Source organism: Streptomyces sp. XH2 (assembly GCF_049725035.1).
GTDB classification, from domain to species: domain Bacteria; phylum Actinomycetota; class Actinomycetes; order Streptomycetales; family Streptomycetaceae; genus Streptomyces; species Streptomyces roseoverticillatus.
Genome location: NZ_JBMMMZ010000012.1, coordinates 27,233 through 50,009 on the forward strand (window position 1 = coordinate 27,233; position 22,777 = coordinate 50,009).

Below are 22,777 nucleotides of genomic sequence, written 5' to 3' on the forward strand. Positions count from 1 at the left end.
CTCAGAGCAGCGCACCGCCCGTCGCGTCTATCCACTGCCCCGTCACCCACCGGCTGTCGTCCGACGCGAGGAAGGCGACGATGTCGGCGACATCGCGCGGCTCGCCCACCCGCCGGAGCGGGGACATCGCCGCGACGCCCTCTTGGATCTCCGCACTGCCGCGCAGCCACGAGGCGTTCATGTCCGTGTCGATCACGCCCGGCGCCACCGCGTTGACCGTGATGCCGCGCTCGCCCAGCTGCTTGGCCAGCACCGAGGTGAAGGCGTCCACCGCGCCCTTCGTCATGGTGTAGGCGATCAGCTCGGGCATCGCCGCGCCACGGGTCAGCCCCGTGGAGACGTTGATGACGCGCCCGCCGTCGCGCAGGCGGGCCAGGCCGTGCTGGGTGACGAAGAACGGCGCCTTGGCGTTGACCGAGAAGACCCGGTCGAAGTTCTCCGGGGTCACCTCGCCGAGCGGCACCCGCGGGCCGTCGATGCCCGCATTGTTGACCAGGATGTCCAGGCCGTCCCCGGCCTGCTCGTCGAAGGCGGCCCAGAGCGCCTCGGCATCGCCCGGCACCCCCAGCTCGGCCCGGATCGCGAAGGCGTCCCCGCCCGCCGCTCTGATCTCCTTCACCGTCTGCTCGGCCGCGGAAGCGTCCCGGCCGTAGTGCACGGCGACGCGGGCGCCCTCCCTGCCCAGGCGCTCCGAGATCGCCCGCCCGATGCCCCGGCTGCCGCCCGTGACCAGTGCCGTCCTGCCCGTGAGTGTGCCCATGGCCGCGCCCCCCTCTTTCTTTAGCGTTTGCTACAGAAAGAACGTAGCACAGGTTTTTTAGCGAGCGCTATAGAATGGCTTCATGGCGACCAAGCAGCGGGGCAGGCCCCGGTCCTTCGACCGCGAGACGGCCCTGGAGCAGGCGATGCGGGCCTTCTGGGAGCACGGCTACGACGCCGTCTCCATCGCGGACCTCACCCGGGCCATGGACATCAAGGCGCCCAGCCTCTACGCGGCCTTCGGCGACAAGCGCACCCTCTTCGAGGAGGCCGTCGAGGCCTACGTGCGCGGCTACGCCGTCTTCACGGTCAAGTCCCTGGCCGAGGCGCCGACCGCCCGGGCCGCCGTGGACCGCCTCCTGCACGAGGCGGCGGTCTCCCACACGCTCCCCGGCCTGCCGCGCGGCTGCCTGCTGATCAGCGCCGCCACCAACTGCACCGAGCAGTCCTCCGACGTGGCCGAGGCGCTCAAGGAGCGGCGCAACGAAGGCATCGCGCTGATCGAGCGCCGCATCACCGCCGACGTCGCCGCGGGCGTGCTGCCGCCGGAGACCGACGCCCGTGGCCTCGCCGTCTACACGGGCGCCGTCCTGCAGGGCATGTCGCAACAGGCGCGTGACGGCGCGGACCGCGCCACCCTGGAGGCGGTCGCCGATTTCGCGATGCGGGCATGGCCCCGGGAGCGCGCGGGGGAGGCATCGTCCGACACGGGGTGACCGGCCGGAGGCGGGGGGTGCGCGACGAAGAAGAGTGAGGCGCCGACCCGGATATCACTTCGGGCCGCGGCGCCTGGCCGGGACCCTCAACCCGGCCGGCACCGCAGCCCGGAGCCGTATCGGCCCGCCGGGAGTGCGGGGTGTGCGGACCCCGCGGCCGGAGTGGGCCGACTGGAGGCCGTGGCGCGATCAGGGCAGAGAGCGCCGGGCCTCGCTCCGCCCTCCTGTGCGGGGAAGGCGGAAGCTTTGCCCACTCATTGTGGACTAGACCATTCTCCTGTGTCCATGCTTCGCGCCGCGCGGGTTTCCCCGGGTATCACCCGCGGCCCGGGCGGCCCGCCGCCGCCCGAAGGCGGCACGAGGTGAGCGCCCCGGCCCCGGGTAGGCTCACCCATGTGCCCTCCATGAACGACCTCGTACGTCAGCACACGGCCCTCTGCGACTCCGACCTGGAGTGGCTGCACCTGCTGGTCTCGGAGTGGCAGCTGCTCTCCGACCTGTCCTTCGCCGACCTCGTGCTGTGGGTGCCCACCCTCGACGGCACGCGCTACGTCTCGGTCGCGCAGATGCGGCCGAACACCGGCCCCACCTCCTACCAGAACGACATGGTCGGCCATCTCGTGCCGCGCGGCCGCCGCCCCATGCTCGACGCCGCCCTGGACGAGGGCCGGATCGTCCGCGAGGGCGACCCCGAGTGGCGCGAGGAGGTCCCGGTCCGCGTCGAGTCCATCCCGGTCCGCCGCGAGGGCCGGGTGCTGGGCGTCATCGCCCGCAACACGAACCTGCTGACCGTGCGCACCCCGAGCCGGCTGGAGCTCACCTACCTCCAGAGCGCCTCCGACCTCGCACAGATGATCGCCAACGGCGCCTTCCCGTTCCCCGGTCAACAAGTCGACATGGATGCCTCGCCGCGCGCCGGTGACGGCCTCATCAGGCTGGACGCCGACGGCATCGTGCAGTACGCGAGCCCCAACGCCCTCTCCGCCTACCACCGCCTCGGCCTCGCCGCCGACCTCGTCGGGCATCATCTGGGCGAGACCACCGCTCAGTTGGCGCCCTCCCGCGGCCCGGTCGACGAGTCGCTCGCCAAGCTCGCCAGCGGCTGGGCGCCGCGCGAGTTCGAGGTCGAGGGCAGCGACGGGGTCATCCAGCTCCGGGCGATTCCCCTCAAACCCAAGGGAAACCACATCGGTTCGCTCGTACTGCTGCGCGACGTCACCGAACTGCGTCGCCGCGAGCGAGAGTTGATCACCAAGGACGCGACCATCCGGGAGATTCACCACCGGGTGAAGAACAATCTGCAGACCGTAGCCGCGCTGCTGCGCCTCCAGGCCCGCAGAATCGGTTCGGCCGAGGGTCGCGAGGCCCTGGAGGAGGCCGTCCGGCGGGTCGGCTCGATCGCGATCGTCCACGAGACGCTCTCGCAGAACCTGGATGAGCGGGTCGAATTCGACGAGATCGCCGACCGGGTGCTGGCGATGGTCGCCGAGATCTCGCCCGGCCGGGTCGCCGGGCGCCGCACCGGCCGCTTCGGCATCCTCGACGCCGAGGTGGCGACGCCGCTGTCGATGGTGCTGACCGAGCTGCTGCAGAACGCCATGGAGCACGGCTTCGGGCCGGGGGAGCGGGGCACGGTCGAGGTCACCGCCGTGCGCAGCGGCACCCGGCGCGACGCCCGTCTGCTGATCTCCGTGCAGGACGACGGCCGTGGGCTCCCCGAGGGCTTCGACCCGCAGCGCGCCGGCAATCTGGGCCTGCAGATCGTCCGCACCCTGGTCGAGGGCGAGATGGGCGGGACGTTCGACATGCTGCCCGCTTCCGGGCAGGGTACGAGGGTCGTCCTCGACATTCCGGTACGGGCCGAGAAGGGCTGACCCGGCCTCGGGCCCGGCCCCGGCGAAGGTCGCCGCACCCAGCACTGAGCCCCGGACCAGCATCTGGTCCGGGGCTCAAAGCTGCGTGATGCGGGGCGCCCCCAGGCGAAGCTCGGGGGGAGCGTCAGGGGGTACTGCGCGCTGCGGCTCGGGGGCCGAGGGGCGTCGTCAGGCGGTGGCGTTGCGCGCCCGGTTGCGAGCGGCGCGACGCTTCATGGCGCGGCGCTCGTCCTCGCTGAGGCCACCCCAGACGCCGGAGTCCTGGCCGGACTCGAGCGCCCACTGCAGGCACTGCTCCATGACGGGGCAGCGGCGGCAGACGGCCTTGGCTTCCTCGATCTGCAGCAGCGCAGGACCGGTGTTGCCGATGGGGAAGAAGAGCTCGGGGTCTTCCTCGCGGCAAACGGCGTTGTGACGCCAGTCCATGGCTGCTCCATCTCCTCGTTATTGCGGCTACGTTGCTTGTGAATGTGAACGCTTTCACGAATCCCTCCGCAGGGGAAGGGCCGACGCCCAGTCGTGAAACTGGTGCGGTCCATCAGGGGAAGGGAGGGGTTCGGGCTGTATCGGAAGGCCGGAAGAGCGGACGTCCCGATCGCCATGAAGAGATTCGCAAACCTCGGCGGCGGATACAACCCCTTCTGGAAAGTTTTTTTTGATTCCTCGGTGTCGGCTAGGTCACAGCCGTACTTCCAGGGGGTGGAACCCAGCCTAAACGTTCGAGTGAAAGGACTTTCGGCCCTAGCACTCACACAATCACACGCAGTGCACGGCGTACGCCTGTGAACGTCACGCTCGTCCGCACTCCGAGGTGGTCACCGTCCATCTGGAACGGCAGCGGAACCTGCGAATGCAAGGTGAAGGACGTCTGGTCGTGCAGGGAGACGGTGTGTTTGCCTCTGGGGCCCCGCTCCGGCGTGGACGTCAGCAGCTGGGTGACGTAGCGGCCGGCCGCCGTCGTCGACAGCCTGGTGAATCCCAGCACGTCAAGAGCGGTGTCGAAGGACGCCTGCGGCGACGCGTAGACCGGGCGGTTGTTGAGGTACGTCCACGGCGCCGTGTTGCAGATTATCGACATGACGAGATTCTCGAGCGGCTCCTCGCCCGGTCGTTCGAGAGTGATGGTGCCGTTACGGCGGTGGGTCTCTCCGAGGAATTGGCGCATCACCTGTCGCACATACAGCGCAGGCGTCGACCGCTTGCCGCGCTCCCGCTGCTGCTCCACCCGGCCGATGACGCCCGCGTCGAACCCGAAGCCCGCGCAGAAGGTGAACCAGCGCTCCGGCACCCCCTCGTCCTCCGTGCCCGGGGTGCCTCCCGCGAGCCCCAGCCCCACCGTGCGCTCGCTGCCGTCGCGCAGGGCGTCCAGCAGGGCGCCGGTCGCCTCCACGACGTCGTTGGGCAGCCCCAGCGCGCGGGCGAAGACATTGGTGGAGCCGCCGGGCACCACGGCGAGCCGGGGGAGGCGCTCGGGGTCGGGGCCGTCGTGCAGCAGGCCGTTGACCACCTCGTTGACCGTGCCGTCGCCGCCGAGCGCCACCACGAGCTCGGTGGTGCCGCTCTCGGCCGCCCGCCGTGCCAGGTCGCGGGCGTGGCCCCGGTACTCGGTGGTGGCCACCTCCAGCTTGAGATCACTGGCGAGGGCGTGCACCAGGACATCACGGGTACGGGCACTGGTGGTGGTGGCCGAGGGATTGACCACGAGGAGCGCACGCATGCGCGCCAGCCTACCTACCTGTCGGTACACGAACCGCCCCGGCCCGCCTTCGGCCCCCCTCGGATCGACGGCGGTACGGCTACCCTGCTGGGGTGAGCAGCAAGCAGTCCGCGCCGAAAAACGCCCGTAAGAGCGGCCCCGCCGGCCCCCGGCAGCAGGCCGCGGCGGCCCCCGCGCCCGCCGGGCCCCGCCCGGGCCGGCTGACGGCCGCCGCCGTGCTGACCGGCCTGGAAGGCCTGGCGCTCGCCGCCGCCGGCATCTACCTGCTGGTCATGGGCCTGCTCGGCAAGCCGGACAGCCCGCAGCAGGCCGAGACGGGCGGTCTGACCGTGCTCGCGCTCGCCGCGCTGCCGCTGGCCGCCGCGCGAGGGCTGTGGCTGCGGCGCCGGTGGAGCCGGGGGCCTGCCATGATCACGCAGATCATGGCGTTGCCGGTGGCGTGGACGCTGTACAACGCCGGGGGCGCCATGATCGCTGCGGCGGTGGCGCTGGTCGTCGTGGCCCTGGGCACGCTGGTGCTGCTCGTGAACCCGACCGCGACGGAAGCGCTGGGGATCGGCCCGCGCGAGTGAGTCCCGGGGCTCCGCCCCGGACCCCGGTCCTCAATCTCCCCCAGCTACCGCTGGGGGTGCCCCCGGACGGGCTGAATCTTTGCCTGGGCCCTACTCCTCGATCAGCAGCCTGTCCCGCAGCTGGGCCAGTGTCCTCGCCAGCAGGCGCGACACGTGCATCTGTGAGATCCCGACCTCCTGGGCGATCTGGGACTGGGTCATGTTGCCGAAGAACCGCAGCAGAAGGATCTTCTTCTCCCGCGGCGGCAGGTCCTCCAGCAGCGGCTTCAGCGATTCGCGGTACTCGACGCCCTCCAGCGCCTCGTCCTCCGCGCCGAGGGTGTCCGCCACGGCCGGCGACTCGTCGTCCGTGTCGGGCACGTCGAGGGAGAGGGTGCTGTAGGCGTTGGCGGACTCCAGGCCCTCCAGCACCTCCTCCTCGGAGATCCCCAGCTGCTCGGCCAGCTCGTGGACCGTGGGCGCGCGGCCGTGCCGCTGGGAGAGCTCCGCGGTGGCCGTGGTCAGGGCCAGCCGCAGCTCCTGCAGCCGGCGCGGGACCCGGACCGCCCAGCCCTTGTCGCGGAAGTGCCGCTTGATCTCCCCGACCACCGTGGGCGTCGCGTACGTGGAGAACTCCACGCCGCGGTCCGGATCGAACCGGTCCACCGACTTGATCAGGCCGATCGTCGCGACCTGGGTGAGGTCGTCCAGCGGCTCGCCGCGATTGCGGAAGCGCCGGGCCAGGTGCTCCACCAGGGGCAGGTGCATCCGCACGAGGTGGTTGCGCAGCTCGGCCCGCTCGGGCGAGCCGTCCGGCAGTGCGCGCAGCTCGATGAACAGGGCCCGGGCGCCACTGCGGTCCTGCGCGGTGGAGTGCCGGTGCTCGTGCTGGTCCATGTGGTCCGCCCGCTCTGGTGGGTCGCTCGCCTCGTCCGGCGCGGGATTCGCAGGATCGCCCGGCAGCTGTCGGGCAGGCTGCTGCGGGATGGCCGGGGTACGCACCCCCCGCGACGATGCAGTACTCACGGAGCCCCCTCTTCCGTCACGGCTGTCCGGGGCCGGCGCCGCGCTTCTTGTGCAGGCTGATGCTGACCGTACGGTCGTCGGCGACGGTCGAGTCGACCTCACCGGCCAGGGCGGAGAGCACCGTCCAGGCGAAGGTGTCGCGCTCGGGCGCGCGGCCGTCCGTGGTGGGTGCCGAGACGGTCACCCGCAGTGCGTCGCCCACCAGACGGAAGACGCAGCTGAGAACGGAGCCGGGCACCGCTTGTTGCAGAAGGATCGCGCACGCCTCGTCCACCGCGATGCGCAAGTCCTCGATCTCGTCGAGGGTGAAGTCCAAGCGGGCCGCGAGACCGGCTGTCGCCGTTCGCAGCACCGACAGGTAGGCACCCGCAGCGGGCAGCCGGACTTCCACGAAGTCCTGGGTCCCGGGCTCGCCTGCGATTGGGGACACCCTCACCTCCAAGGTGGCACAAGCTTCTTGAGCTGTTACGAGCGCCGGCCCCCGCCCTCGGCCGCCCTTCGGTCGAAGGCCGTGCGCGGGCCGGTGCGGCACATGGTTCGGCTGCGACGCTATCGCGATCTGCGGGTCCGTGGAGCAGCCCCGAGACTGTCACTCATGGTAAACCCATGAGCACGGACAGTGGCTAGGGGTTTGGGGCCTCAAATCGAAAGAGCTGTCGCCTAGTTGGGATTTTCGTCACTCTGCGCGAGCGCCGCAAGGGTCCGGAGGGGTTCTCCGGACAAGCGGTACGTGGTCCATTCGTCCATCGGTTCGGCGCCGAGGGACTTGTAGAACCCGATCGAGGGCGTGTTCCAGTCCAGCACTGACCATTCGAAACGCTGGTAGCCGCGCTCCGTGCAGATCCGGGCGAGGGCCGCGAGGAGCGCCTTGCCGTGGCCGCCGCCGCGCGCCTCCGGGCGCACGTAGAGATCCTCCAGGTAGACACCGTGCGTGCCCGTCCACGTGGAGAAATTACGGAACCAGATCGCGAAACCCACCGGCTCCGGCGCCGCGGACGCGCCGCCACCCGGATTTTCGTCACTCTCCGCTATCAGTGCGAAGGCTGCGGGATGCTCGCCGAAGAGGGCTTCGCGCAGCTGTTCCTCGGTCGCCCGGGCGTCCTCCAGCGCCCGTTCGTACGCCGCGAGTTCGCGGATCATCGCGTGGACGGCGGGAACGTCTGCGGGCGTCGCGGCTCGGATCATGCGTGCATGCTAGCGGGCGGCGTCAGACGAGCCGCTGGTCCACGTAGCACCAGCGCCAGCTCTGGCCCGGCTCGTAGCTGCGCATCACGGCGTGGCCGGTCGCCTCGAAGTGCGCCGTGGCGTGCCGGTACGGCGAGGAGTCGCAGCATCCGACGTGGCCGCAGAGCAGGCACAGCCGCAGCTGCACGGGGTGGCTGCCGGCCGCCTCGCACTCCGGGCACGTCGGGTGTGCGGCCACGGGCTCGGGGCGCGGCAGCCCGGGAAGATGCTGGCACTCGCTCATGATTGCCAGATTAGATCGCACCGCCGACACGCGAGCCCGCGGGCCGGGCGGAACGCACGAGGGGACAGGCACCGCACCGATGGACGTCATGCCACTGCTGATGCTGGTCGCGGGCGCCGCCGCCGTGGCCGGCGCGGCCCGCCGCACCCCCGTGCCCGCGCCCCTGCTGCTCGTCGCGGCCGGGCTCGCCGCCTCGTACGTCCCGGGCATCCCCGACTACACGCTCGACCCCGGCGTCGTGCTGCCCCTCCTGCTGCCGCCCCTGCTGCACACGGCCGCCCTCGACAGCTCCTACCTCGACCTGCGGGCCAACATCCGCCCCGTGGCCCTGCTGTCCGTCGGCTACGTCCTCTTCGCGACCCTCGCCGTCGGCTACGCGGCCTTCCTCGTCGTCCCCGGACTGCCCCTGACGGCCGCCCTCGTGCTCGGCGCGGTCGTCGCCCCGCCCGACGCCGTGGCGGCCACCGCCATCGCCCGCCGCCTCGGCCTGCCCTCCCGGATCACGACCATCCTGCAGGGCGAGTCCCTGGTGAACGACGCCACCGCGATCACCGCCTACAAGGTGGCCCTCGCCGCCGCCGTCGGCGCCGGCGCGACCTGGGGCGAGGGGATCAGGGAGTTCGCCGTCGCCTCCCTCGGCGGCATCGGCGTCGGCCTGGCCCTCATGGTGCCGCTGCACTGGCTGCGCAAGCACCTGCGCGAGCCGCTCCTGCAGAACACCCTCTCCCTGCTGATCCCCTTCGCCGCCTACGCCGCCGCCGAGGAGGTCCACGCCTCCGGCGTGCTCGCCGTCGTGGTCGTCGGCCTCTGGCTCGGACACCGCTCCTGGCAGGTCGACTTCGCGACCCGGCTGCAGGAGGCCGCCGTGTGGAAGATGGTCTCCTTCGTCCTGGAGTCCGCCGTCTTCGCCCTCATCGGCCTGCAGCTGCCCGTCGTCCTGCGCGGCCTCGGCGGCTACGGCGCGGGGTCCGCCGCCTGGTACGCGGCCGCCGTCTTCCTCGCCGTCGTGGCCGCCCGCTTCGTGTGGGTCTTCCCCGCGACGTTCCTGCCGCGCGCCCTGTCCGCGCGGATCCGGGAACGGGAGACCGACACCACCTGGAAGAGCCCGCTCGTCGTCGGCTGGGCCGGCATGCGCGGCGTGGTCTCCCTCGCCATCGCCTTCTCCATCCCCGTCACCACGGACTCCGGGGCGCCCTTCCCCGACCACAACCTCGTCCTCTTCCTCACCTTCACGACCGTCATCGGCACGCTCGTCGTCCAGGGCCTCACCCTGCCCCCGCTCATCCGCCTGCTGCGGCTGCCCGCGCGCGACAGCGCGGCGGAGACCCTCGCGGAGGCCCAGGCCCAGAACGAGGCCTCCGTCGCCGCGGAGCGGCGCCTGGACGAGCTCCTCGCCGACGAGCGGAACGCCCTGCCGGCGCCCCTCGCCGACCGGCTCCGGGTCGTCATGGAGCGGCGCCGCAACGCGGTGTGGGAGCGGCTGGGGACGGTCAGCGCGGTCACCGGGGAGTCCGCCGATGACATCTACCGCCGGCTCGCTCGCGAGATGATTGGGGCGGAGCGGGAGGTGTTCGTCCGGCTGCGGGACGAGCGGCGGATCGACGACGAGATGCTGCGGACGCTGCTGCGGCGGCTCGATCTTGAGGAGGCCGCCGCGTATCGCGAGGAGGGCGGGGTCGCCTGAGGTGTGCCGGGCGGGCGCGGACCAGGGCGCGGACCAGGGCGTGGAGCGACCGGCCGTGAAGCGGCCTCAGGGCGCGCCCGTGATCACCGCTACCGCCGTCGTTCCCCTCGGGAACGCCCCCTCCTCCGTCAGGGTCGTCAGGCCGTACAGCATCTTCGCCACGTACAGCCGCTCCAGAGGGAGGCCGTGCCGGGTCGTGAAGTCGTCGGCGAAGGCGTCCAACGCGGGGGAGGTGCGGGCGTAGCCGCCGCAGTGGAAGCGCTCGTCGAGCCGCCACGTGCCGCGCCGGCCGCCGAACGCCTCGCCCTGCAGCCGCTCGACCTCCGCGCCCAGGAAGCCGCCCTTGAGCACGGGGAAGCCGATCGCCCGCTGCCCCTCGCCGAGGCCGGCGGCGAGCCCGGCGAGCGTGCCGCCCGTGCCGCACGCGACCCCGATGACGTCCGCCATCCCGCGCAGCTCGCGGCCGAGCTCCGCGCAGCCGAGCACGGCCGCCCCGTTCGACCCGCCCTCGGGCACGACGAAGCAGTCGCCGCCCGCCCGCTCGACCAGCCCGGCCAGCACCTCCGGCTCCGTCTTGCGGCGGTACGTGGCGCGGTCGGTGAACAGCAGCCGCATGCCGGACGCGGCGCAGTAGCGCAGCGAGGGGTTCAGCGGCCGGTCGGCGAGCTCCTCGCCGCGGACGACGCCGACGGTGGCGAAGCCGAGCAGGCGGCCCGCGGCGGCCGTGGCCCGCAGATGGTTGGAGTACGCGCCGCCGAACGTCAGCAGGGTGCGCCGGCCCGCCGCGGCCGCGGCCTCCAGGTTGGGCGCGAGCTTGCGCCACTTGTTGCCGGGCAGCTCGGGGTGTATCAGGTCGTCCCGCTTCAGCAGCAGGCGCACGCCGTGCCGCGCGAACCTCTCGTCCGGGAGCTCCACGAGCGGCGACGGCAGCCGCGGCCGCAGGCCGGCGAGCCCGGCGCTGCCGGTGGCGGGGGGATGGCTGGTCACGCCCCCATTGTCGCGTGACCGGGCGGGCGAGCCGCGGCGCGCTTCACTTGAGCCGCTCACGGACCCGCTCGCGGAGCCACTCCATGGAGAAGCCCACGGGGTCGACCTTGCCGGGCCGCCACTCCAGGTGGCCGATGACGGAGCGCTCGGTCCAGCCGTGGTGCCGGCAGATCGCGGCCGCCACCTGTTCCACGGCCCGCAGCTGGACCTGTGGCCAGGGGTCCTCCCCGTCGCCGCGGTTGACGCACTCGAAGCCGTAGAAGTGGACGTTCCCGTCGGTGTCCGCCCACCGCACGGGCGGCAGCCGCTTCTCGGCGATCACCGCCTTCAGCACGTCCCCGTCGCCGCCGCCCGCGTGGTTGACGCGCCCGCAGCCGGTGAGGTGGATCGTGCCGTCCTTGGCGATGACCCCGTGGCACAGGGGGCCGGGCAGCTCCTCGTAGCCGTTCCAGCAGAGCCGGACGGTGCTGTCCGTGCCCGAGGTGGCGGAGTGGTGGATCATCACGCCGTTGACGGGCCCCCAGGGGCCGTGCCCGTGGCGGTTGTGGTTCCGCCAGCCCTCCACCTCGACGACGGTGGCGCCCTCGCGTCTGAGCGCGGCCAGGAATTCGCTCGCGGACATGGGTGGGGCCATGCCGCCCTCCTCGGTAGGTCAGATAGGTCAGTGGGTCAGTAGGCCGGTGGGTCGGTCGCTCCGTAGAGCAGGTGGCGTACGCCGGTCGCGTAGGCCGAATGACCCCCTTGTACCCAAAAGTTCGCAGGTGGGCCGGGCGTTCGGATATCGTGCGAGCCGATCCGGCCGTTGGCCGAATATCCCACCGATCGCATCGTCGACAGCGTCGTCGACACGGAAGTACGGACCAAGGACTGTGGACTACCAGGCCGTCCTCGAAGAAGTCGCCGCCTTCGCCAAGCCGCTCGTCGGCCGTGGCCAGGTGGCCGACTACATCCCCGCCCTCGCCGGAGTGGACATCAATCAGTTCGGCATGGCCGTCGCGGACGTCGACGGCGGGGTGTACGGCATCGGGGACTGGGAGAAGCCGTTCTCCGTGCAGTCCATCTCCAAGGCGTTCAGCCTGGCGCTCGTCCTGGCCGAGGGCGGCGGCAAGATCTGGGAACGGGTCGGGACGGAACCGTCCGGAAACCCCTTCAACTCCCTGGTCCAACTCGAATACGAGAACGGCATCCCGCGCAACCCGTTCATCAACGCGGGCGCGCTCGTCGTCACCGACCGCCTGCAGACCCTCACCGGCGACGCCAGCACCACCATGCTGGAGTTCCTGCGCGCGGAGAGCGGCAACCCCGACGTCTCCTTCGACCCCGCCGTCGCCGCCTCCGAGACCGAGCACGGCGACCGCAACGCCGCCCTCGCCCACTTCATGGCCAGCTACGGCAACCTCGACAACCCCGTCCCCACGGTCCTGGAGCACTACTTCTGGCAGTGCTCCATCGAGATGAGCTGCCGCGACCTCGCCCGTGCGGGCAGCTTCCTCGCCCGGCACGGCCTGCGCGCCGACGGCTCGCGGCTGCTGCCGCGGCGCGAGGCGAAGCAGGTCAACGCCGTCATGCTCACGTGCGGGACGTACGACGCGGCCGGGGACTTCGCCTACCGGGTGGGGCTGCCGGGCAAGAGCGGGGTGGGGGGCGGGATCGTCGCCGTCATACCGGGCCGGTGCACGCTGTGCGTGTGGAGTCCGGGGCTGGACACGCGGGGCAACTCCGTTGCGGGTGTGGCGGCGCTCGACCACTTCACCACGTTGACCGGGTGGTCCGTGTTCTGAGGCGGTGCGCCGTCGTCGGCTGCGGGCCGCAGGGGGCTTGTCGCGCCCACGCGGCGGAGCCGCAGATCGACACTGCCCCGCGCCCCTTACGGGCGCGCGCTGCGTAAGGGGCACCCCACCATGGACGCTGCCCCTTACGGGCAGCGAATGACCTGCCCCGCGTACGACAGGTTCCCGCCGAAGCCGAACAGCAGGATCGGCGCGCCCGACGGGATCTCCCCGCGCTCGACCAGCTTGGACAGCGCCAGCGGAATGCTCGCGGCGGACGTGTTGCCGGACTCGGTGACGTCCGTCGCGACGATCGCGTTGACCGCCCCCAGCTTCCGGGCGACGGGCTCGATGATCCGCAGGTTGGCCTGGTGCAGGACGACGGCCGCCAGCTCCTCCGGCGCGACGCCGGCCCGCTCGCAGACCCGGCGGGCGATGGGCGGCAGCTGCGTGGTGGCCCAGCGGTAGACCGACTGGCCCTCCTGGGAGAAGCGCGAGGGCGTGCCCTCGATGCGCACGGCGTGCCCCATGCCGGGCACCGAGCCCCACACCACGGGGCCGATCCCGGGCTCGGCCGAGGCCGTGACCACGGCGGCGCCCGCGCCGTCGCCGGTCAGGACGCATGTCGTGCGGTCGGTCCAGTCCGTCACCGAGGTGAACTTCTCCACGCCGATGACCAGGGCGTTCGTGGCGGCACCGGCGCGGATGGCGTGGTCGGCGCTGGCGAGCGCGTGGGTGAAGCCGGAGCAGACGACGTTGACGTCCATCACGGCGGGCGTGGCGAGGCCGAGCGCGGCCGCGACCCGGGCGGCCGTGTTGGGGCTGCGGTCGTCGGCGGTGCAGGTGGCGACGAGGACGAGGTCGATCTCGTCCGCCGCGAGCCCGCTGTTGGCCAGCGCCTTGCCGCCGGCCTCGGTCGCCATGTCGGCGACCGTCTCGCCGGGCTCGGCGACCCGGCGCGTACGGATGCCGACGCGCGAGCGGATCCACTCGTCGCTGGTGTCGACCATGGCCGCCAGCTCGTCGTTGGTCAGCACCCTGGCGGGCTGGTAGTGGCCGAGGGCGAGGACGCGGGAGCCGGTCATCGGCGGTTCCTCCGAGGCTGGCGGTCGGTACGAACGATCATGCGGGTACGTGCGGGAACACGGGTGTACCGGTGGTACGGGATTCACAAGTGTTGACGCTGCGGGCCCGTAACCGGGTATGTGATCCGCCCAATGTTCTGCCGCGATAACTGGCACAACCCGCAGGGCCCGGCCGCTTCCGCAGCCGGGCCCTGTCCCCCCTGTGGTGATCTGTGACGTTCTTTACGTCACGGACGCGGCACGCCGCGTCAGCGCAGTGCAAGCGCCGTGCGGATCGTGGTGAAGAGCTCGGTCTGGTCCGTGACGCCGAGGACCCGCTCCGCCTGCGGGCCCTGGGCCGCGATGCGCACCTCGGTGCCGGTGTGCTCCTGCGCCTTGCCCGGGGTGTTGGTGGAGTAGTTCACCTTCAGCTGCCGGCCCTCGTTGGTGACCAGCGTGGAGGACAGGCCGGGCGGGGTCGCCTCCAGCGGCACGATCTGGCTGGTGTGGCCGTGGTCGGCGGTGGTGACGACCAGGGTGTCCGGGTGCTCCGCGGCGTAGGCGCGGGCGACCTTCACGGCGCGGTCGAGGGCCGCGGTCTCGCCGATCTGGCCGCACGGGTCGGCGGCGTGGTCGCGCTTGTCGATCGAGGCGCCCTCGACCTGCAGGAAGAAGCCCTTCTTGGAGCCCGCGCCCTTCTGCTTGGCCTCCAGGAGCTGCAGGGCCTTGCGGGTCTGGTCCGCGAGCTCCGGGGTGCCGGCCTTGCGCTCGGGGTTGTTCGTCACGCAGCGCTGCGGCTCGGTGCCGCCCTGGGCCGCGGCCTTGCCGGTCCACTCGACGGGGACGTTGCCGTCGGCGAAGAGGCCGAGCACGGGCTTGCCGGGCTTCGCGGCCTTCAGGCCCTTGTCGTCGGTGACGACCTGGTAGCCGAGCTTCTGCGCCTGCTGCGTCACGGTCCGCCCGGCGAAGGCGCCCTCGGTGATCTTCTGGTCGAAGCGGGCCTTGCCGCCGCCGAGGAGGACGTCCACCTTGTGGTTCACGCTCTGCTCGGCGATCGAGCCGGGGCCGCCCTTGGCGATCGTGTCGTTCGGGCAGGCCTTCATGTCGGCCGGGCCCTGGCAGCTGCGGTCGGAGGCGTGCGAGGCGAGGACGGCCGGGGTGGCGTCGGTCAGCTCGGCGGTGGTGACGCTGCCGGTGGCCAGGCCGTTCTTCTGCGCCAGCTCCAGGATGGTGGGCATGGCCTTGTCCGTGCCGGGCGTCTTGGATATCCGGCCGTTCACCGTCTTGTGCCCGGTGGCCCAGCCGGTGCCGCTGGCGGCCGAGTCGGTGACGTAGTCGGGCTTGCCGTTCTTGTCGACCGAGTACGTCGTGTACGCGCCGGTGAGCGGGAACTTGTCCATGTTCAGCCGGCCCGCGGCGCCCACGGTGTAGTCACGGGCCAGGGTGATCTCCGAGTCGCCCATGCCGTCACCGATGAGCAGGATGACGTTCTTGGCCTTCTTGGCGCCGTGGCCCGCGCTGAGCGCGGGGACGTCCGAGCTGCCGCCCTCCGACGCGTAGGCCGCGGCGGGCACCGCGACTCCGGCGGCGAGCAGTGCGGCGGCGCCCCAGGCGAGACGGCGCCGGTACGGACGAGAACCCATGGTTTTTCCTCCTCGTAGGCCGGGCGGGATGCCCGGCCGGGGGAAGCTCACCAGGGGCGGGTGTACCGGAAGGGTCGTACAGGTGTCTTTTGGATCACCGGGGGTTGTCGGCCGGGCTGCCGTGGTGCGCCGCCGCTTCGGGCGCGCCGGCCGCCGCGGCCGCGGCGGGCTGGTCGTCCGTCTTCATGGCCTTGGCCTCGCTCTTGAGGATCCGCATGGACTTGCCGAGCGCGCGGGCGGTGTCGGGCAGCTTCCGCGACCCGAACAGGACGACCATCACGAGCACCACCACGAGGATGTGCCAGGGCTCAAGGGCGTTGCGCAGCATGATCGGCGCACCTCTCTTCCGTTCGCTTCCGTGTCTCTTGCGTGACCGTGGCGCTCACCATACTTGCCAGATTGCGCAACTGGACAACCAAAGTGCCTGTCCGGCCGTCTATCCGGGTGAGGTGGCACGGAGCCGGGGCGGACGCGGGGGAATGGGCGAGGACTGGCGGATGAGCAGATGAGTGGCGGCCGAGGGAAGCAGGCGCACCACCGGGTGCGGACGGCGACGCTCGTCGTGGTGGCGTTCGTGGTGCTGCTGGCCGCCGGCGCGGGCTGGATCTGGCTCCGGCTCAACGGCAACATCAGCACGTTCGACGCGGACGGGCTGTCGAAGGACCGCCCGGGTGCGGGCGTCGCCGGGCAGAACGTCCTGGTCATCGGCTCGGACTCGCGCTCGGGGGGCAACAAGGAACTCGGCGGCGGCGAGGGCGACGTGGGCCGCTCCGACACCGCGTTCCTGCTGCACGTCTACCGCGACCGCGAGCACGCGGTGGCCGTCTCGATCCCGCGGGACACCCTCGTCGACATCCCGCCGTGCCGGCTGCCCGACGGCAGTTGGACGTCCGGGCGGACCCGGGCGATGTTCAACTCGGCCTTCTCGGTGGGGGAGTCGGCGAAGGGCAATCCGGCCTGCACGCAGAACACGGTCGAGAAGCTCACCGGACTGCGCGTCGACCACACCGTCGTCGTCGACTTCGAGGGCTTCTCCGCGATGACCTCGGCCGTCGGCGGAGTGCCGGTGTGCGTGCCCAAGGACGTCTACCAGGGCGATCTGAACCCGCACCGCGGCTCGCGCGGCCAACTCCTCTTCCCCAAGGGGCAGCAGAACGTCTCGGGGCAGAAGGCCCTGGACTACGTGCGCGTGCGGCACGGCATCGGCGACGGCTCCGACATCGGCCGCATCCAGCGGCAGCAGGCCTTCGTCGCCGGCATGGTCAAGAAGGTGCGGGAGCAGGGCTTCAACCCGGCCACGCTGTTGCCCCTGGCCGACGCGGCCACCAAATCGCTGACCGTCGACCCCGGACTGGGCTCGGCCGACAAGCTGCTGTCCTTCGCCATGTCGCTGAAGGGCATCGGCCTGCACGACATCAAGTTCATCACCGTGCCCTGGCGCTACGAAGGCGACCGCGTCGACATCGTGCAGCCCGACGCCGACGCGCTGTGGGCCTCGCTGAAGGCCGACCGCACGATCGACGGCAAGGACGCGGGCGGGAAGGCCGCGGGCGGCAAGCGGCAGGCCGGGCCGGCGGCTCCCGAGTCCCCCGCGGCGCTCGAGCGGGTCTCCGGAGAGGGCGTGAGCGTCTCCGTCGCCAACGGCACCAGGGTGAGCGGGCTCGCGGCGCGGGCCGCGGCGGAGCTGGAGAAGCACGGGTTCACCGTCAGTGACACCGGCAACGCGGAGGCCCGCGACGCGGGCATCACCGTGATCGAGTTCGGGCCGGGCCGGGCGGCGGAGGCCCGGACGGTGGCCCGGCTCTTCCCCGGGGCGTACGTCCACGGGGTGGCGGCCGACGGGATCACCGTGACGGTGGGGCGGGACTTCGCCGCCGCGGGCAGCGGGCCGTCCGCGACGACCGGACCGTCCGCGCCGCCGCCCGCCGCAGCGAATCCCGGCACCCTCTCCGCCGACGTGGCCGCAACGGCCCGGTCGGCGGACGACGACCCCTGCGCGAACCTCTCGTACGGCTGAGCAGGGGAGAGAAATGCCGGGTTTATCCGTACAAGCGGTAAATTTCACCTAGAAGCGATCGACAGGAACACCGACCTCCATCCGAGGAGCACCGCCATGCCCGCCACCACCCGGGCGCTTCCCAGGCCGCTGCAGGCCCTGGTCACCGTCCTGGCCGCCGCCCTGATCGCCCTGGCCGGCACGGTGCTCTGCGCCCCCGCCCCCGCGGCCCGTGCCGCGACCGGCATCGACACCGTGGCCGAAGCGCTGCGCAAGAGCCCGGTCTACGTGGACCCCCGGGCGAGCGCCCAGCTCCCGCCCGCCGAGGCCGAAGCCCTGGCCAAGAAGATCGAGGACGCCGGCAAGCCCGTCTTCGTGGCCGTCCTGCCCGACAGCCCCGAGTTCCCCAAGGCCACCGTCTTCCAGGACCTGCGCACCAAGGTCGGCATCGCCGGCGTCTACGCGATCCGCCTCGGCGACGCCTTCAACGCCCACGCCGACTCCAAGGTCATGTCGCGCAACGCCGTCCGCAACCTCGTCGGGAGCGTCCAGCGCTCCGGCGGCGACGCCACGGCCATGCTCAACGGCTTCGTCGACCAGGCCGTCCGGCAGGCCCGCGGCCGGGCCCCCGCCTCCTGGGGCGGCGGCGAGTCCGGCGTGGGCGCCGCCGGGCTGATCACCGGCGGCGCGATCGTCGTCGCCGGCGGCGCGGGCGCGTACGCCCTCTACCGCCGCAACAAGCGCAAGCGCGAGGAGCGCGAGCAGGCCGAGCTCGACGCCCTGCGCGTCGTCGTCGACGAGGACATCACCGCCTTCGGAGAGGAGCTCGACCGGCTCGACTTCCACCCCTCCGAGCCCGGCGCCGACGACGCCATGCGACGGGACTACGAGGAGGCCCTCGACGCGTACGAGGAGGCCAAGTCCAAGATGGCCGCCGTGGCCCACCCGCAGGACGTCACGGCCGTCACCGAGAGCCTCGATGCGGGCCGCTTCGCCCTCGCCACCCTCGCCGCCCGCCGCACCGGCGCCCCGCTGCCCGAGCGCCGCCTGCCCTGCTTCTTCGACCCGCGCCACGGGCCCTCCGTCCAGGACGTCCAGTGGGCGCCCCCGGGCGGCGCGCCCCGCACCGTCCCCGCGTGCGCGGCCGACGCGGCCCGGGTCGCCGACGGCGAGGAGCCCCTCTCCCGCACCGTCCAGACCCCCGACGGCCGGCAGCCCTACTGGAACGCGGGCCCCGCCTACGCCCCCTGGGCCGGCGGCTACTTCGGCGGCGGCCTCCTCCCCGGCCTCCTCGTCGGCACCATGCTCGGCGGTCTCCTCTCCGGCCCCGCCTACGCCGCCCCCGCCGACACCGGCCCCGACGGCGGCGACTGGACCGGCAGCGACTACAACCCCGACGACTACGGCGGCGGCTGGGGCGACGGCGGCGGCTTCGGCGGCGGTGACGGCGGCGGCTTCGGGGGAGGGGACTGGTGAGCCGAGCCGAGCCGAGCTGTGCGGGGCGCGGACCGGCGGGCCGGGCCCGGCCGCCGCGGCGTACGGGCCCCACCCCCGTGTGCCGCCGGTGCGCGCTCCGGGAACCGGCGTGCCGGGGAGGCACAGCTCGGATCCTGGCACTCCGTAGCTGAAGGAAAGCTGAGCCTTCCTGAAGGGATCTTCAGGCGCCGGGCCACCCGTACGGGCCATCCTGAAGGCATGCGCATACTGGTGGTTGAGGACGACCGTCGGCTCGCGGAGCTGCTGCGCCGGGGCCTGGTCGCCGAGGGGTTCGCGGTCGAGGTCGCGTACGACGGCCACACGGGCCTGCACCTCGCGGCCGAGGACGACTACGACGTGATCGTGCTCGACGTCATGCTGCCCGGCCTCAACGGCTACCGCGTCTGCGCCCGGCTGCGCGAGGCGGGCGTCTGGACGCCGGTGCTCATGCTCACCGCCAAGGACGGCGAGTACGACGAGGCCGAGGGCCTGGACACCGGCGCGGACGACTACGTCACCAAACCCTTCTCCTACGTGGCCCTCGTCGCCCGGCTGCGCGCCCTGGTGCGCCGCGGCCGGCCCGCGCGGCCCGTGCTCATCCGGGTCGGCGACCTCCAGATCGACCCCGCTACCCGCTGCTGCCGGCGCGGCTCCACCGATCTGCAGCTCACCGCACGGGAGTTCGCGGTCCTGGAGTACCTCGCCCGGCGCGACGGCGAGGTCGTGGCCAAGGCGGAGATCCTCGCGCACGTGTGGGACGAGGCGTTCCAGGGCGACGTGAACATCGTGGAGGTGCACGTCAGTTCCCTGCGCCGGAAGATCGACGCGCCCTTCGGGCGGCACAGCATCCAGACCGTCCGCGGCGTCGGCTACCGGCTGGCGGCCGACGCCCCGGGCCGGTGAGGCGGCCGGAGCGGTCCGGAGGCCTGCGCGGGAGGCTGCGCCCCGCCTCGATCCGGGCCCGGCTGACCTGGCTCGTCGCCGTCACGGCCCTCCTCCCGCTGATCGCCGGCGCGGCGCTGGCCGCGGGCTCGCTGCGCGACTACCTCGCGCGGGAGGCCGTCGACTACACGTCCCGCAAGGCCGCCGCCGTCCCCCGGCTCGTCGACTACGACCCGGACGCGCAGCTCTTCTACACGGCCGGGAAACTGCGCGACGACCCCAGGCTGCAGGTGTCCGTCGGGGTCGAGGACAGTCAGCCGAACTGGGAGCCGGGGCCCCGGATGCCGGACCACGAACCCTCGCACGGCAGCGAGGTGCTGTCGCTGTGGCCGTGGACCGACCCCGCCGGCAGGAGGCCCGCCCTCAGCTACATCCAGTCCGGCACCGGCGGGCGCTACCTGCACGTCGCCAACCGGCTCCAGGAGGAGCAGGGCCGCCTCAACCACATGGTCCGGATGCTGGCCGCCGCCGTCCTGGCGGTGACGGCGGCCCTCGCGGGCGCGACGTGGTTCGTGGCCGGGCGGGTGCTGCGCCCGGTGGAGGCGATCCGCACCCAGTTCGCCGAGCTGACCGCGCGGCACCTCGACCGCCGCGTGCCCGTGCCGGACACGCGCGACGAGGTGGCCCGGCTGGCCGCGACGATGAACGAGACCCTCGACCAGCTGCAGGCGGCCGTCGACCAGCAGCGCCGGTTCGTCGGGGACGCCTCGCACGAGCTCCGCAGCCCGCTGGCCGCCCTGCGGGCCGAGCTGGAGATCGCGCTCGCGCACCCCGAGCACGCGCGGTGGACGGCGGTGGCCGAGGCGGCCCTCGGCGACACCCGCCGTCTGCAGGGCATCACCACGGACCTGCTGCTGCTCGCCCGCCTGGACGCGACCGGCACCGAGGGGCTGCCGGGCGCCCAGCCCGTCGACCTCACCGCGCTCGTCCGCGAGGAGCTCGCCCGCCGCCCGCTCGGCCCGCGGACCCTCACCCTGTACCTCGACGACCCCGAACCGCCCCTCACCGTGCACGGCCGCCACACCCTCATCGCCCGCCTCCTCGGCAACCTCCTGGACAACGCCGAGCGGCACGCCGAACACACCGTCACGGTCCGTCTCGGCCACGACCCCGGCCGCCGGCTGGCCGTCCTCCACGTCGAGGACGACGGTCCGGGCATCCCGCCCGCCGACCGCCGCCGCGTCTTCGAACGCTTCACCCGGCTCGACGACGCCCGCACCCGCGCCACCGGCGGCACGGGCCTCGGCCTCGCGATCGCCCACCACATCGCCACCGTCCACCGCGGGACCCTGGCCGTCACGGACAGCCCGCGCGGCGCCCGCTTCACCACCACGCTGCCGTGCGCGGACCCCGCGATCTGATCAATGCCGGTCAATAACGCCATGGTGCCCGGGCCCCCGGCAGAGTTGAATATGCGTACACACGTACGACATCGGGGGGTTCGCGGTTCATGCTCGACTTCTTCGTCCTGGCGCTGCCCACCCTGATGGCCGCCGGAGGAATCGCCGGGATGGTGTGGGCGGTGGTGCGGATGCGGCGGCTGCGGGCCGCGTGGCGCAGCGGCATCGAGGTCCCGGGCCGCTGCCTGCGGCTGTACGCGACGACGACCACCCGCCGGCAGGGCGTGCACACCTCGTCCTCGACCACGCTGCACCACGTCTACGAGTTCACCGCCGCGGACGGGACGCACCACCGCTTCGAGGAGTCGGGCGGACCGGCCACGGTCATCGAGGGCGACGTGGTCCCCGTCCGCTATCCGCAGGGCCGCCCGGACCGGGCCACGGCCCTCCCGCCGGGGGACGTCAGGACCTGGGTGGGGACGGGCGTCCTGCTCGCGTTCCTGGCGGTGTTCGTGGCCGGGGGCGTGGGCTTCGGCGTGTTCTACCTGACCGTGTTCAAGCCGGCCGGGGAGAAGGCCCGGGAGCGGATAGAGGAGCCGTGGCGGCCGCCGTCGGCGGCTCCCGTCACCCCGCCGCCCCTGCCGGCCGGACCGCCGGACGGCTTCCCTTCGGGGTTCCCGACCGGAATCCCGAGCGGGTTCCCGAGTGACCTTCCCACAAGCTTCCCGGACGGGCGCCCCGGCGCCCCGGCCCCCGGCGGCGTCAGCAGGTAGCGGCGGCGGTGGCGGCCCCGCCGGCGACAGCCGCCAGCACCTCCCCGAACGCCCGCAGCCGTTCCGTGCCCCCGGCCCGCTGCCGTACGAGCGCCAGCGCGGAATCGGGCAGACCGGTCACCGGCACGAACGCGACGTCGCCACGCGCGTGGTAGTCGGCCGTGGCCCGGCACAGCAGCATCCCGGCGCGGCCCGCGGCCGTGAGCGTGATGCCCTCCTGAAGAGTCGTCACCTCCGGGCCGCGGGGGACGGGGCGGCCGCCGGGCGTGACGGCCGGCGCCTGCGCCTCGCGCCAGTACGCGGGGGCGGGACCGCCGGGCACCACGAGCGGGCAGTCCGCGAGCTCCTCCGCCGGGATCTCGGCGCGCCCGGCGAACGGGTGCCGGAGCGAGACCGCCAGGGTCTGCGGCTGCCGCGAGAACACGGGGCCCACGGCCAGGGACGGCTCGGCCACGGGCAGCAGCACCACCGCCGCGTCGACCTCGCCCCCGCGCACGGCGCCGAAGGGGTCGCTCAGCGGGATCTCCACGAGCTCGACCGCGCACCCGGGGTGGCGGTCCTGGAACGCCGCCACGGCCTGCGTCACCCCGCCGCCGGCCATGCCCTGGAAGCCGATCCGCAAGGTGCCCTCCATGCCCCGGGCGGCGTCCCGGGCCTCGCCGACGACGCCCGCCAGGGCCTCGTACGCGGGCCGCAGCCCCGCCAGGAACCGCTCGCCGAGCGGCGTGAGGGCCACGCGCCGGCTGGTGCGGTCGAACAGCCGGGCGCCGATGCGGCCTTCGAGGGAGCGCAGGAGCTGGCTGACCCGGCCCTGGGACACGTACAGCCGCTCGCCGGCCCGCCCGAAGTGCAGTTCCTCGGCGAGGACCAGGAAGCATTCGAGCTCCCTGAGGTCCGCTCCCACGCCCATGCCGCGCCCCCTGTCGATTAACTCCGCTCATGGAAGGATGAGAGGTCCGGCGTTGTTCCCGGGCACGGCCGTGCAGAGGCTC

At 72.8% G+C, this 22,777-nt stretch carries 23 protein-coding genes; 10 read left to right on the plus strand and 13 right to left on the minus strand.

Going from position 1 to position 22,777, the window contains the following annotated elements:
* Position 1: 1 nt before the first annotated feature.
* On the minus strand, positions 2-760 hold the full coding sequence (locus ACOTKD_RS24065) for an SDR family oxidoreductase (protein ID WP_424891098.1): 759 nt from the start codon (positions 758-760) through the stop codon (positions 2-4).
* Between the two features lie 82 nt (positions 761-842).
* On the opposite strand from ACOTKD_RS24065, the gene ACOTKD_RS24070 reads away from it, so the two are divergent.
* Both ACOTKD_RS24070 and ACOTKD_RS24075 read left to right on the plus strand, forming a co-directional pair.
* On the plus strand, positions 843-1,475 hold the full coding sequence (locus tag ACOTKD_RS24070; RefSeq protein WP_424891099.1) for a TetR/AcrR family transcriptional regulator: 633 nt from the start codon (positions 843-845) through the stop codon (positions 1,473-1,475).
* Positions 1,476-1,879: 404 nt separating this feature from the next.
* Positions 1,880-3,349: a sensor histidine kinase gene (locus tag ACOTKD_RS24075; protein ID WP_424891337.1), complete on the plus strand. Its 1,470-nt coding sequence runs from the start codon at positions 1,880-1,882 to the stop codon at positions 3,347-3,349.
* A 168-nt stretch (positions 3,350-3,517) separates the two neighbouring features.
* On the opposite strand, the gene ACOTKD_RS24080 is transcribed toward ACOTKD_RS24075, so the two are convergent.
* On the minus strand, positions 3,518-3,775 hold the full coding sequence (locus ACOTKD_RS24080) for a WhiB family transcriptional regulator (RefSeq protein ID WP_004937597.1): 258 nt from the start codon (positions 3,773-3,775) through the stop codon (positions 3,518-3,520).
* Positions 3,776-4,097: 322 nt separating this feature from the next.
* On the minus strand, positions 4,098-5,066 hold the full coding sequence (locus ACOTKD_RS24085; RefSeq protein ID WP_424891101.1) for a diacylglycerol/lipid kinase family protein: 969 nt from the start codon (positions 5,064-5,066) through the stop codon (positions 4,098-4,100).
* A gap of 92 nt (positions 5,067-5,158) precedes the next feature.
* Here ACOTKD_RS24085 and ACOTKD_RS24090 point away from each other — a divergent pair, with 92 nt between their 5' ends.
* On the plus strand, positions 5,159-5,638 hold the full coding sequence (locus tag ACOTKD_RS24090) for a hypothetical protein (protein ID WP_424891102.1): 480 nt from the start codon (positions 5,159-5,161) through the stop codon (positions 5,636-5,638).
* Between the two features lie 90 nt (positions 5,639-5,728).
* Here ACOTKD_RS24090 and ACOTKD_RS24095 read toward each other — a convergent pair whose 3' ends face one another.
* The 4 genes from ACOTKD_RS24095 to ACOTKD_RS24110 all read right to left on the minus strand — a co-directional run bounded on the left by ACOTKD_RS24095 (position 5,729) and on the right by ACOTKD_RS24110 (position 8,111).
* Positions 5,729-6,619: an RNA polymerase sigma factor SigF gene (locus tag ACOTKD_RS24095; protein WP_424891103.1), complete on the minus strand. Its 891-nt coding sequence runs from the start codon at positions 6,617-6,619 to the stop codon at positions 5,729-5,731.
* A gap of 40 nt (positions 6,620-6,659) precedes the next feature.
* A complete protein-coding gene (locus ACOTKD_RS24100) occupies positions 6,660-7,073 on the minus strand; it encodes an anti-sigma regulatory factor (RefSeq protein ID WP_030366270.1) in 414 nt (137 codons plus the stop codon).
* A gap of 230 nt (positions 7,074-7,303) precedes the next feature.
* Positions 7,304-7,828, minus strand: coding sequence for an N-acetyltransferase family protein (locus ACOTKD_RS24105; protein ID WP_424891104.1), 525 nt, complete (start codon positions 7,826-7,828; stop codon positions 7,304-7,306).
* A gap of 22 nt (positions 7,829-7,850) precedes the next feature.
* Positions 7,851-8,111 carry a UBP-type zinc finger domain-containing protein gene (locus tag ACOTKD_RS24110; protein WP_424891105.1) on the minus strand — a complete coding sequence of 87 codons (261 nt, stop codon included), beginning with the start codon at positions 8,109-8,111 and terminating at the stop codon, positions 7,851-7,853.
* Positions 8,112-8,190: 79 nt separating this feature from the next.
* Between ACOTKD_RS24110 and ACOTKD_RS24115 the strand changes: the two genes are divergently transcribed.
* Complete coding sequence (locus ACOTKD_RS24115) at positions 8,191-9,795, plus strand: Na+/H+ antiporter (protein WP_424891106.1); 1,605 nt, start codon at positions 8,191-8,193, stop codon at positions 9,793-9,795.
* 66 nt (positions 9,796-9,861) lie between these two features.
* On the opposite strand, the gene ACOTKD_RS24120 is transcribed toward ACOTKD_RS24115, so the two are convergent.
* A complete protein-coding gene (locus ACOTKD_RS24120; protein ID WP_424891107.1) occupies positions 9,862-10,782 on the minus strand; it encodes a 1-aminocyclopropane-1-carboxylate deaminase/D-cysteine desulfhydrase in 921 nt (306 codons plus the stop codon).
* 43 nt (positions 10,783-10,825) lie between these two features.
* Complete coding sequence (locus ACOTKD_RS24125) at positions 10,826-11,416, minus strand: N-acetylmuramoyl-L-alanine amidase (protein ID WP_424891108.1); 591 nt, start codon at positions 11,414-11,416, stop codon at positions 10,826-10,828.
* A gap of 235 nt (positions 11,417-11,651) precedes the next feature.
* On the opposite strand from ACOTKD_RS24125, the gene ACOTKD_RS24130 reads away from it, so the two are divergent.
* Positions 11,652-12,563 carry a glutaminase gene (locus ACOTKD_RS24130; protein ID WP_424891109.1) on the plus strand — a complete coding sequence of 304 codons (912 nt, stop codon included), beginning with the start codon at positions 11,652-11,654 and terminating at the stop codon, positions 12,561-12,563.
* 134 nt (positions 12,564-12,697) lie between these two features.
* Here ACOTKD_RS24130 and ACOTKD_RS24135 read toward each other — a convergent pair whose 3' ends face one another.
* The 3 genes from ACOTKD_RS24135 to tatA all read right to left on the minus strand — a co-directional run bounded on the left by ACOTKD_RS24135 (position 12,698) and on the right by tatA (position 15,586).
* Complete coding sequence (locus tag ACOTKD_RS24135; protein ID WP_424891110.1) at positions 12,698-13,636, minus strand: beta-ketoacyl-ACP synthase III; 939 nt, start codon at positions 13,634-13,636, stop codon at positions 12,698-12,700.
* Positions 13,637-13,884: 248 nt separating this feature from the next.
* The gene (locus tag ACOTKD_RS24140) at positions 13,885-15,258 is read right to left on the minus strand and encodes an alkaline phosphatase (protein WP_424891111.1); all 1,374 of its coding nucleotides are present in this window, start codon (positions 15,256-15,258) and stop codon (positions 13,885-13,887) included.
* 94 nt (positions 15,259-15,352) lie between these two features.
* Positions 15,353-15,586 carry a Sec-independent protein translocase subunit TatA gene (gene tatA / locus ACOTKD_RS24145; protein ID WP_424891112.1) on the minus strand — a complete coding sequence of 78 codons (234 nt, stop codon included), beginning with the start codon at positions 15,584-15,586 and terminating at the stop codon, positions 15,353-15,355.
* Between the two features lie 177 nt (positions 15,587-15,763).
* On the opposite strand from tatA, the gene ACOTKD_RS24150 reads away from it, so the two are divergent.
* The 5 genes from ACOTKD_RS24150 (at position 15,764) to ACOTKD_RS24170 (ending at position 21,785) form a co-directional block, all read left to right on the plus strand.
* The gene (locus ACOTKD_RS24150; RefSeq protein WP_424891113.1) at positions 15,764-17,275 is read left to right on the plus strand and encodes an LCP family protein; all 1,512 of its coding nucleotides are present in this window, start codon (positions 15,764-15,766) and stop codon (positions 17,273-17,275) included.
* A gap of 96 nt (positions 17,276-17,371) precedes the next feature.
* Positions 17,372-18,730 carry a hypothetical protein gene (locus ACOTKD_RS24155; protein ID WP_424891114.1) on the plus strand — a complete coding sequence of 453 codons (1,359 nt, stop codon included), beginning with the start codon at positions 17,372-17,374 and terminating at the stop codon, positions 18,728-18,730.
* A gap of 219 nt (positions 18,731-18,949) precedes the next feature.
* Positions 18,950-19,633, plus strand: a complete 684-nt coding sequence (locus ACOTKD_RS24160; protein ID WP_424891115.1) for a response regulator transcription factor — start codon at positions 18,950-18,952, stop codon at positions 19,631-19,633.
* The gene (locus ACOTKD_RS24165; RefSeq protein ID WP_424891116.1) at positions 19,630-21,033 is read left to right on the plus strand and encodes a sensor histidine kinase; all 1,404 of its coding nucleotides are present in this window, start codon (positions 19,630-19,632) and stop codon (positions 21,031-21,033) included. The genes ACOTKD_RS24160 and ACOTKD_RS24165 overlap by 4 nt, the downstream gene beginning before the upstream one ends.
* 89 nt (positions 21,034-21,122) lie before the next feature.
* The gene (locus ACOTKD_RS24170) at positions 21,123-21,785 is read left to right on the plus strand and encodes a DUF3592 domain-containing protein (protein WP_424891117.1); all 663 of its coding nucleotides are present in this window, start codon (positions 21,123-21,125) and stop codon (positions 21,783-21,785) included.
* Here ACOTKD_RS24170 and ACOTKD_RS24175 read toward each other — a convergent pair.
* The gene (locus ACOTKD_RS24175; protein ID WP_424891118.1) at positions 21,775-22,695 is read right to left on the minus strand and encodes a LysR substrate-binding domain-containing protein; all 921 of its coding nucleotides are present in this window, start codon (positions 22,693-22,695) and stop codon (positions 21,775-21,777) included. The genes ACOTKD_RS24170 and ACOTKD_RS24175 overlap by 11 nt on opposite strands.
* Positions 22,696-22,777 lie beyond the last annotated feature (82 nt).

Coding starts and splice junctions, on each gene's coding strand:
- ACOTKD_RS24110 (WP_424891105.1), bottom strand. CDS start 8,111: ATGAGCGAGTGCCAGCATCTTCCCGGGCTGCCGCGCCCCGAGCCCGTG.
- ACOTKD_RS24080 (WP_004937597.1), bottom strand. CDS start 3,775: ATGGACTGGCGTCACAACGCCGTTTGCCGCGAGGAAGACCCCGAGCTC.
- ACOTKD_RS24065 (WP_424891098.1), bottom strand. CDS start 760: ATGGGCACACTCACGGGCAGGACGGCACTGGTCACGGGCGGCAGCCGG.
- tatA (WP_424891112.1), bottom strand. CDS start 15,586: ATGCTGCGCAACGCCCTTGAGCCCTGGCACATCCTCGTGGTGGTGCTC.
- ACOTKD_RS24155 (WP_424891114.1), top strand. CDS start 17,372: ATGCCCGCCACCACCCGGGCGCTTCCCAGGCCGCTGCAGGCCCTGGTC.
- ACOTKD_RS24125 (WP_424891108.1), bottom strand. CDS start 11,416: ATGGCCCCACCCATGTCCGCGAGCGAATTCCTGGCCGCGCTCAGACGC.
- ACOTKD_RS24105 (WP_424891104.1), bottom strand. CDS start 7,828: ATGATCCGAGCCGCGACGCCCGCAGACGTTCCCGCCGTCCACGCGATG.
- ACOTKD_RS24175 (WP_424891118.1), bottom strand. CDS start 22,695: ATGGGCGTGGGAGCGGACCTCAGGGAGCTCGAATGCTTCCTGGTCCTC.
- ACOTKD_RS24160 (WP_424891115.1), top strand. CDS start 18,950: ATGCGCATACTGGTGGTTGAGGACGACCGTCGGCTCGCGGAGCTGCTG.
- ACOTKD_RS24070 (WP_424891099.1), top strand. CDS start 843: ATGGCGACCAAGCAGCGGGGCAGGCCCCGGTCCTTCGACCGCGAGACG.
- ACOTKD_RS24135 (WP_424891110.1), bottom strand. CDS start 13,636: ATGACCGGCTCCCGCGTCCTCGCCCTCGGCCACTACCAGCCCGCCAGG.
- ACOTKD_RS24075 (WP_424891337.1), top strand. CDS start 1,880: ATGAACGACCTCGTACGTCAGCACACGGCCCTCTGCGACTCCGACCTG.
- ACOTKD_RS24170 (WP_424891117.1), top strand. CDS start 21,123: ATGCTCGACTTCTTCGTCCTGGCGCTGCCCACCCTGATGGCCGCCGGA.
- ACOTKD_RS24085 (WP_424891101.1), bottom strand. CDS start 5,066: ATGCGTGCGCTCCTCGTGGTCAATCCCTCGGCCACCACCACCAGTGCC.
- ACOTKD_RS24115 (WP_424891106.1), top strand. CDS start 8,191: ATGGACGTCATGCCACTGCTGATGCTGGTCGCGGGCGCCGCCGCCGTG.
- ACOTKD_RS24150 (WP_424891113.1), top strand. CDS start 15,764: ATGAGTGGCGGCCGAGGGAAGCAGGCGCACCACCGGGTGCGGACGGCG.
- ACOTKD_RS24140 (WP_424891111.1), bottom strand. CDS start 15,258: ATGGGTTCTCGTCCGTACCGGCGCCGTCTCGCCTGGGGCGCCGCCGCA.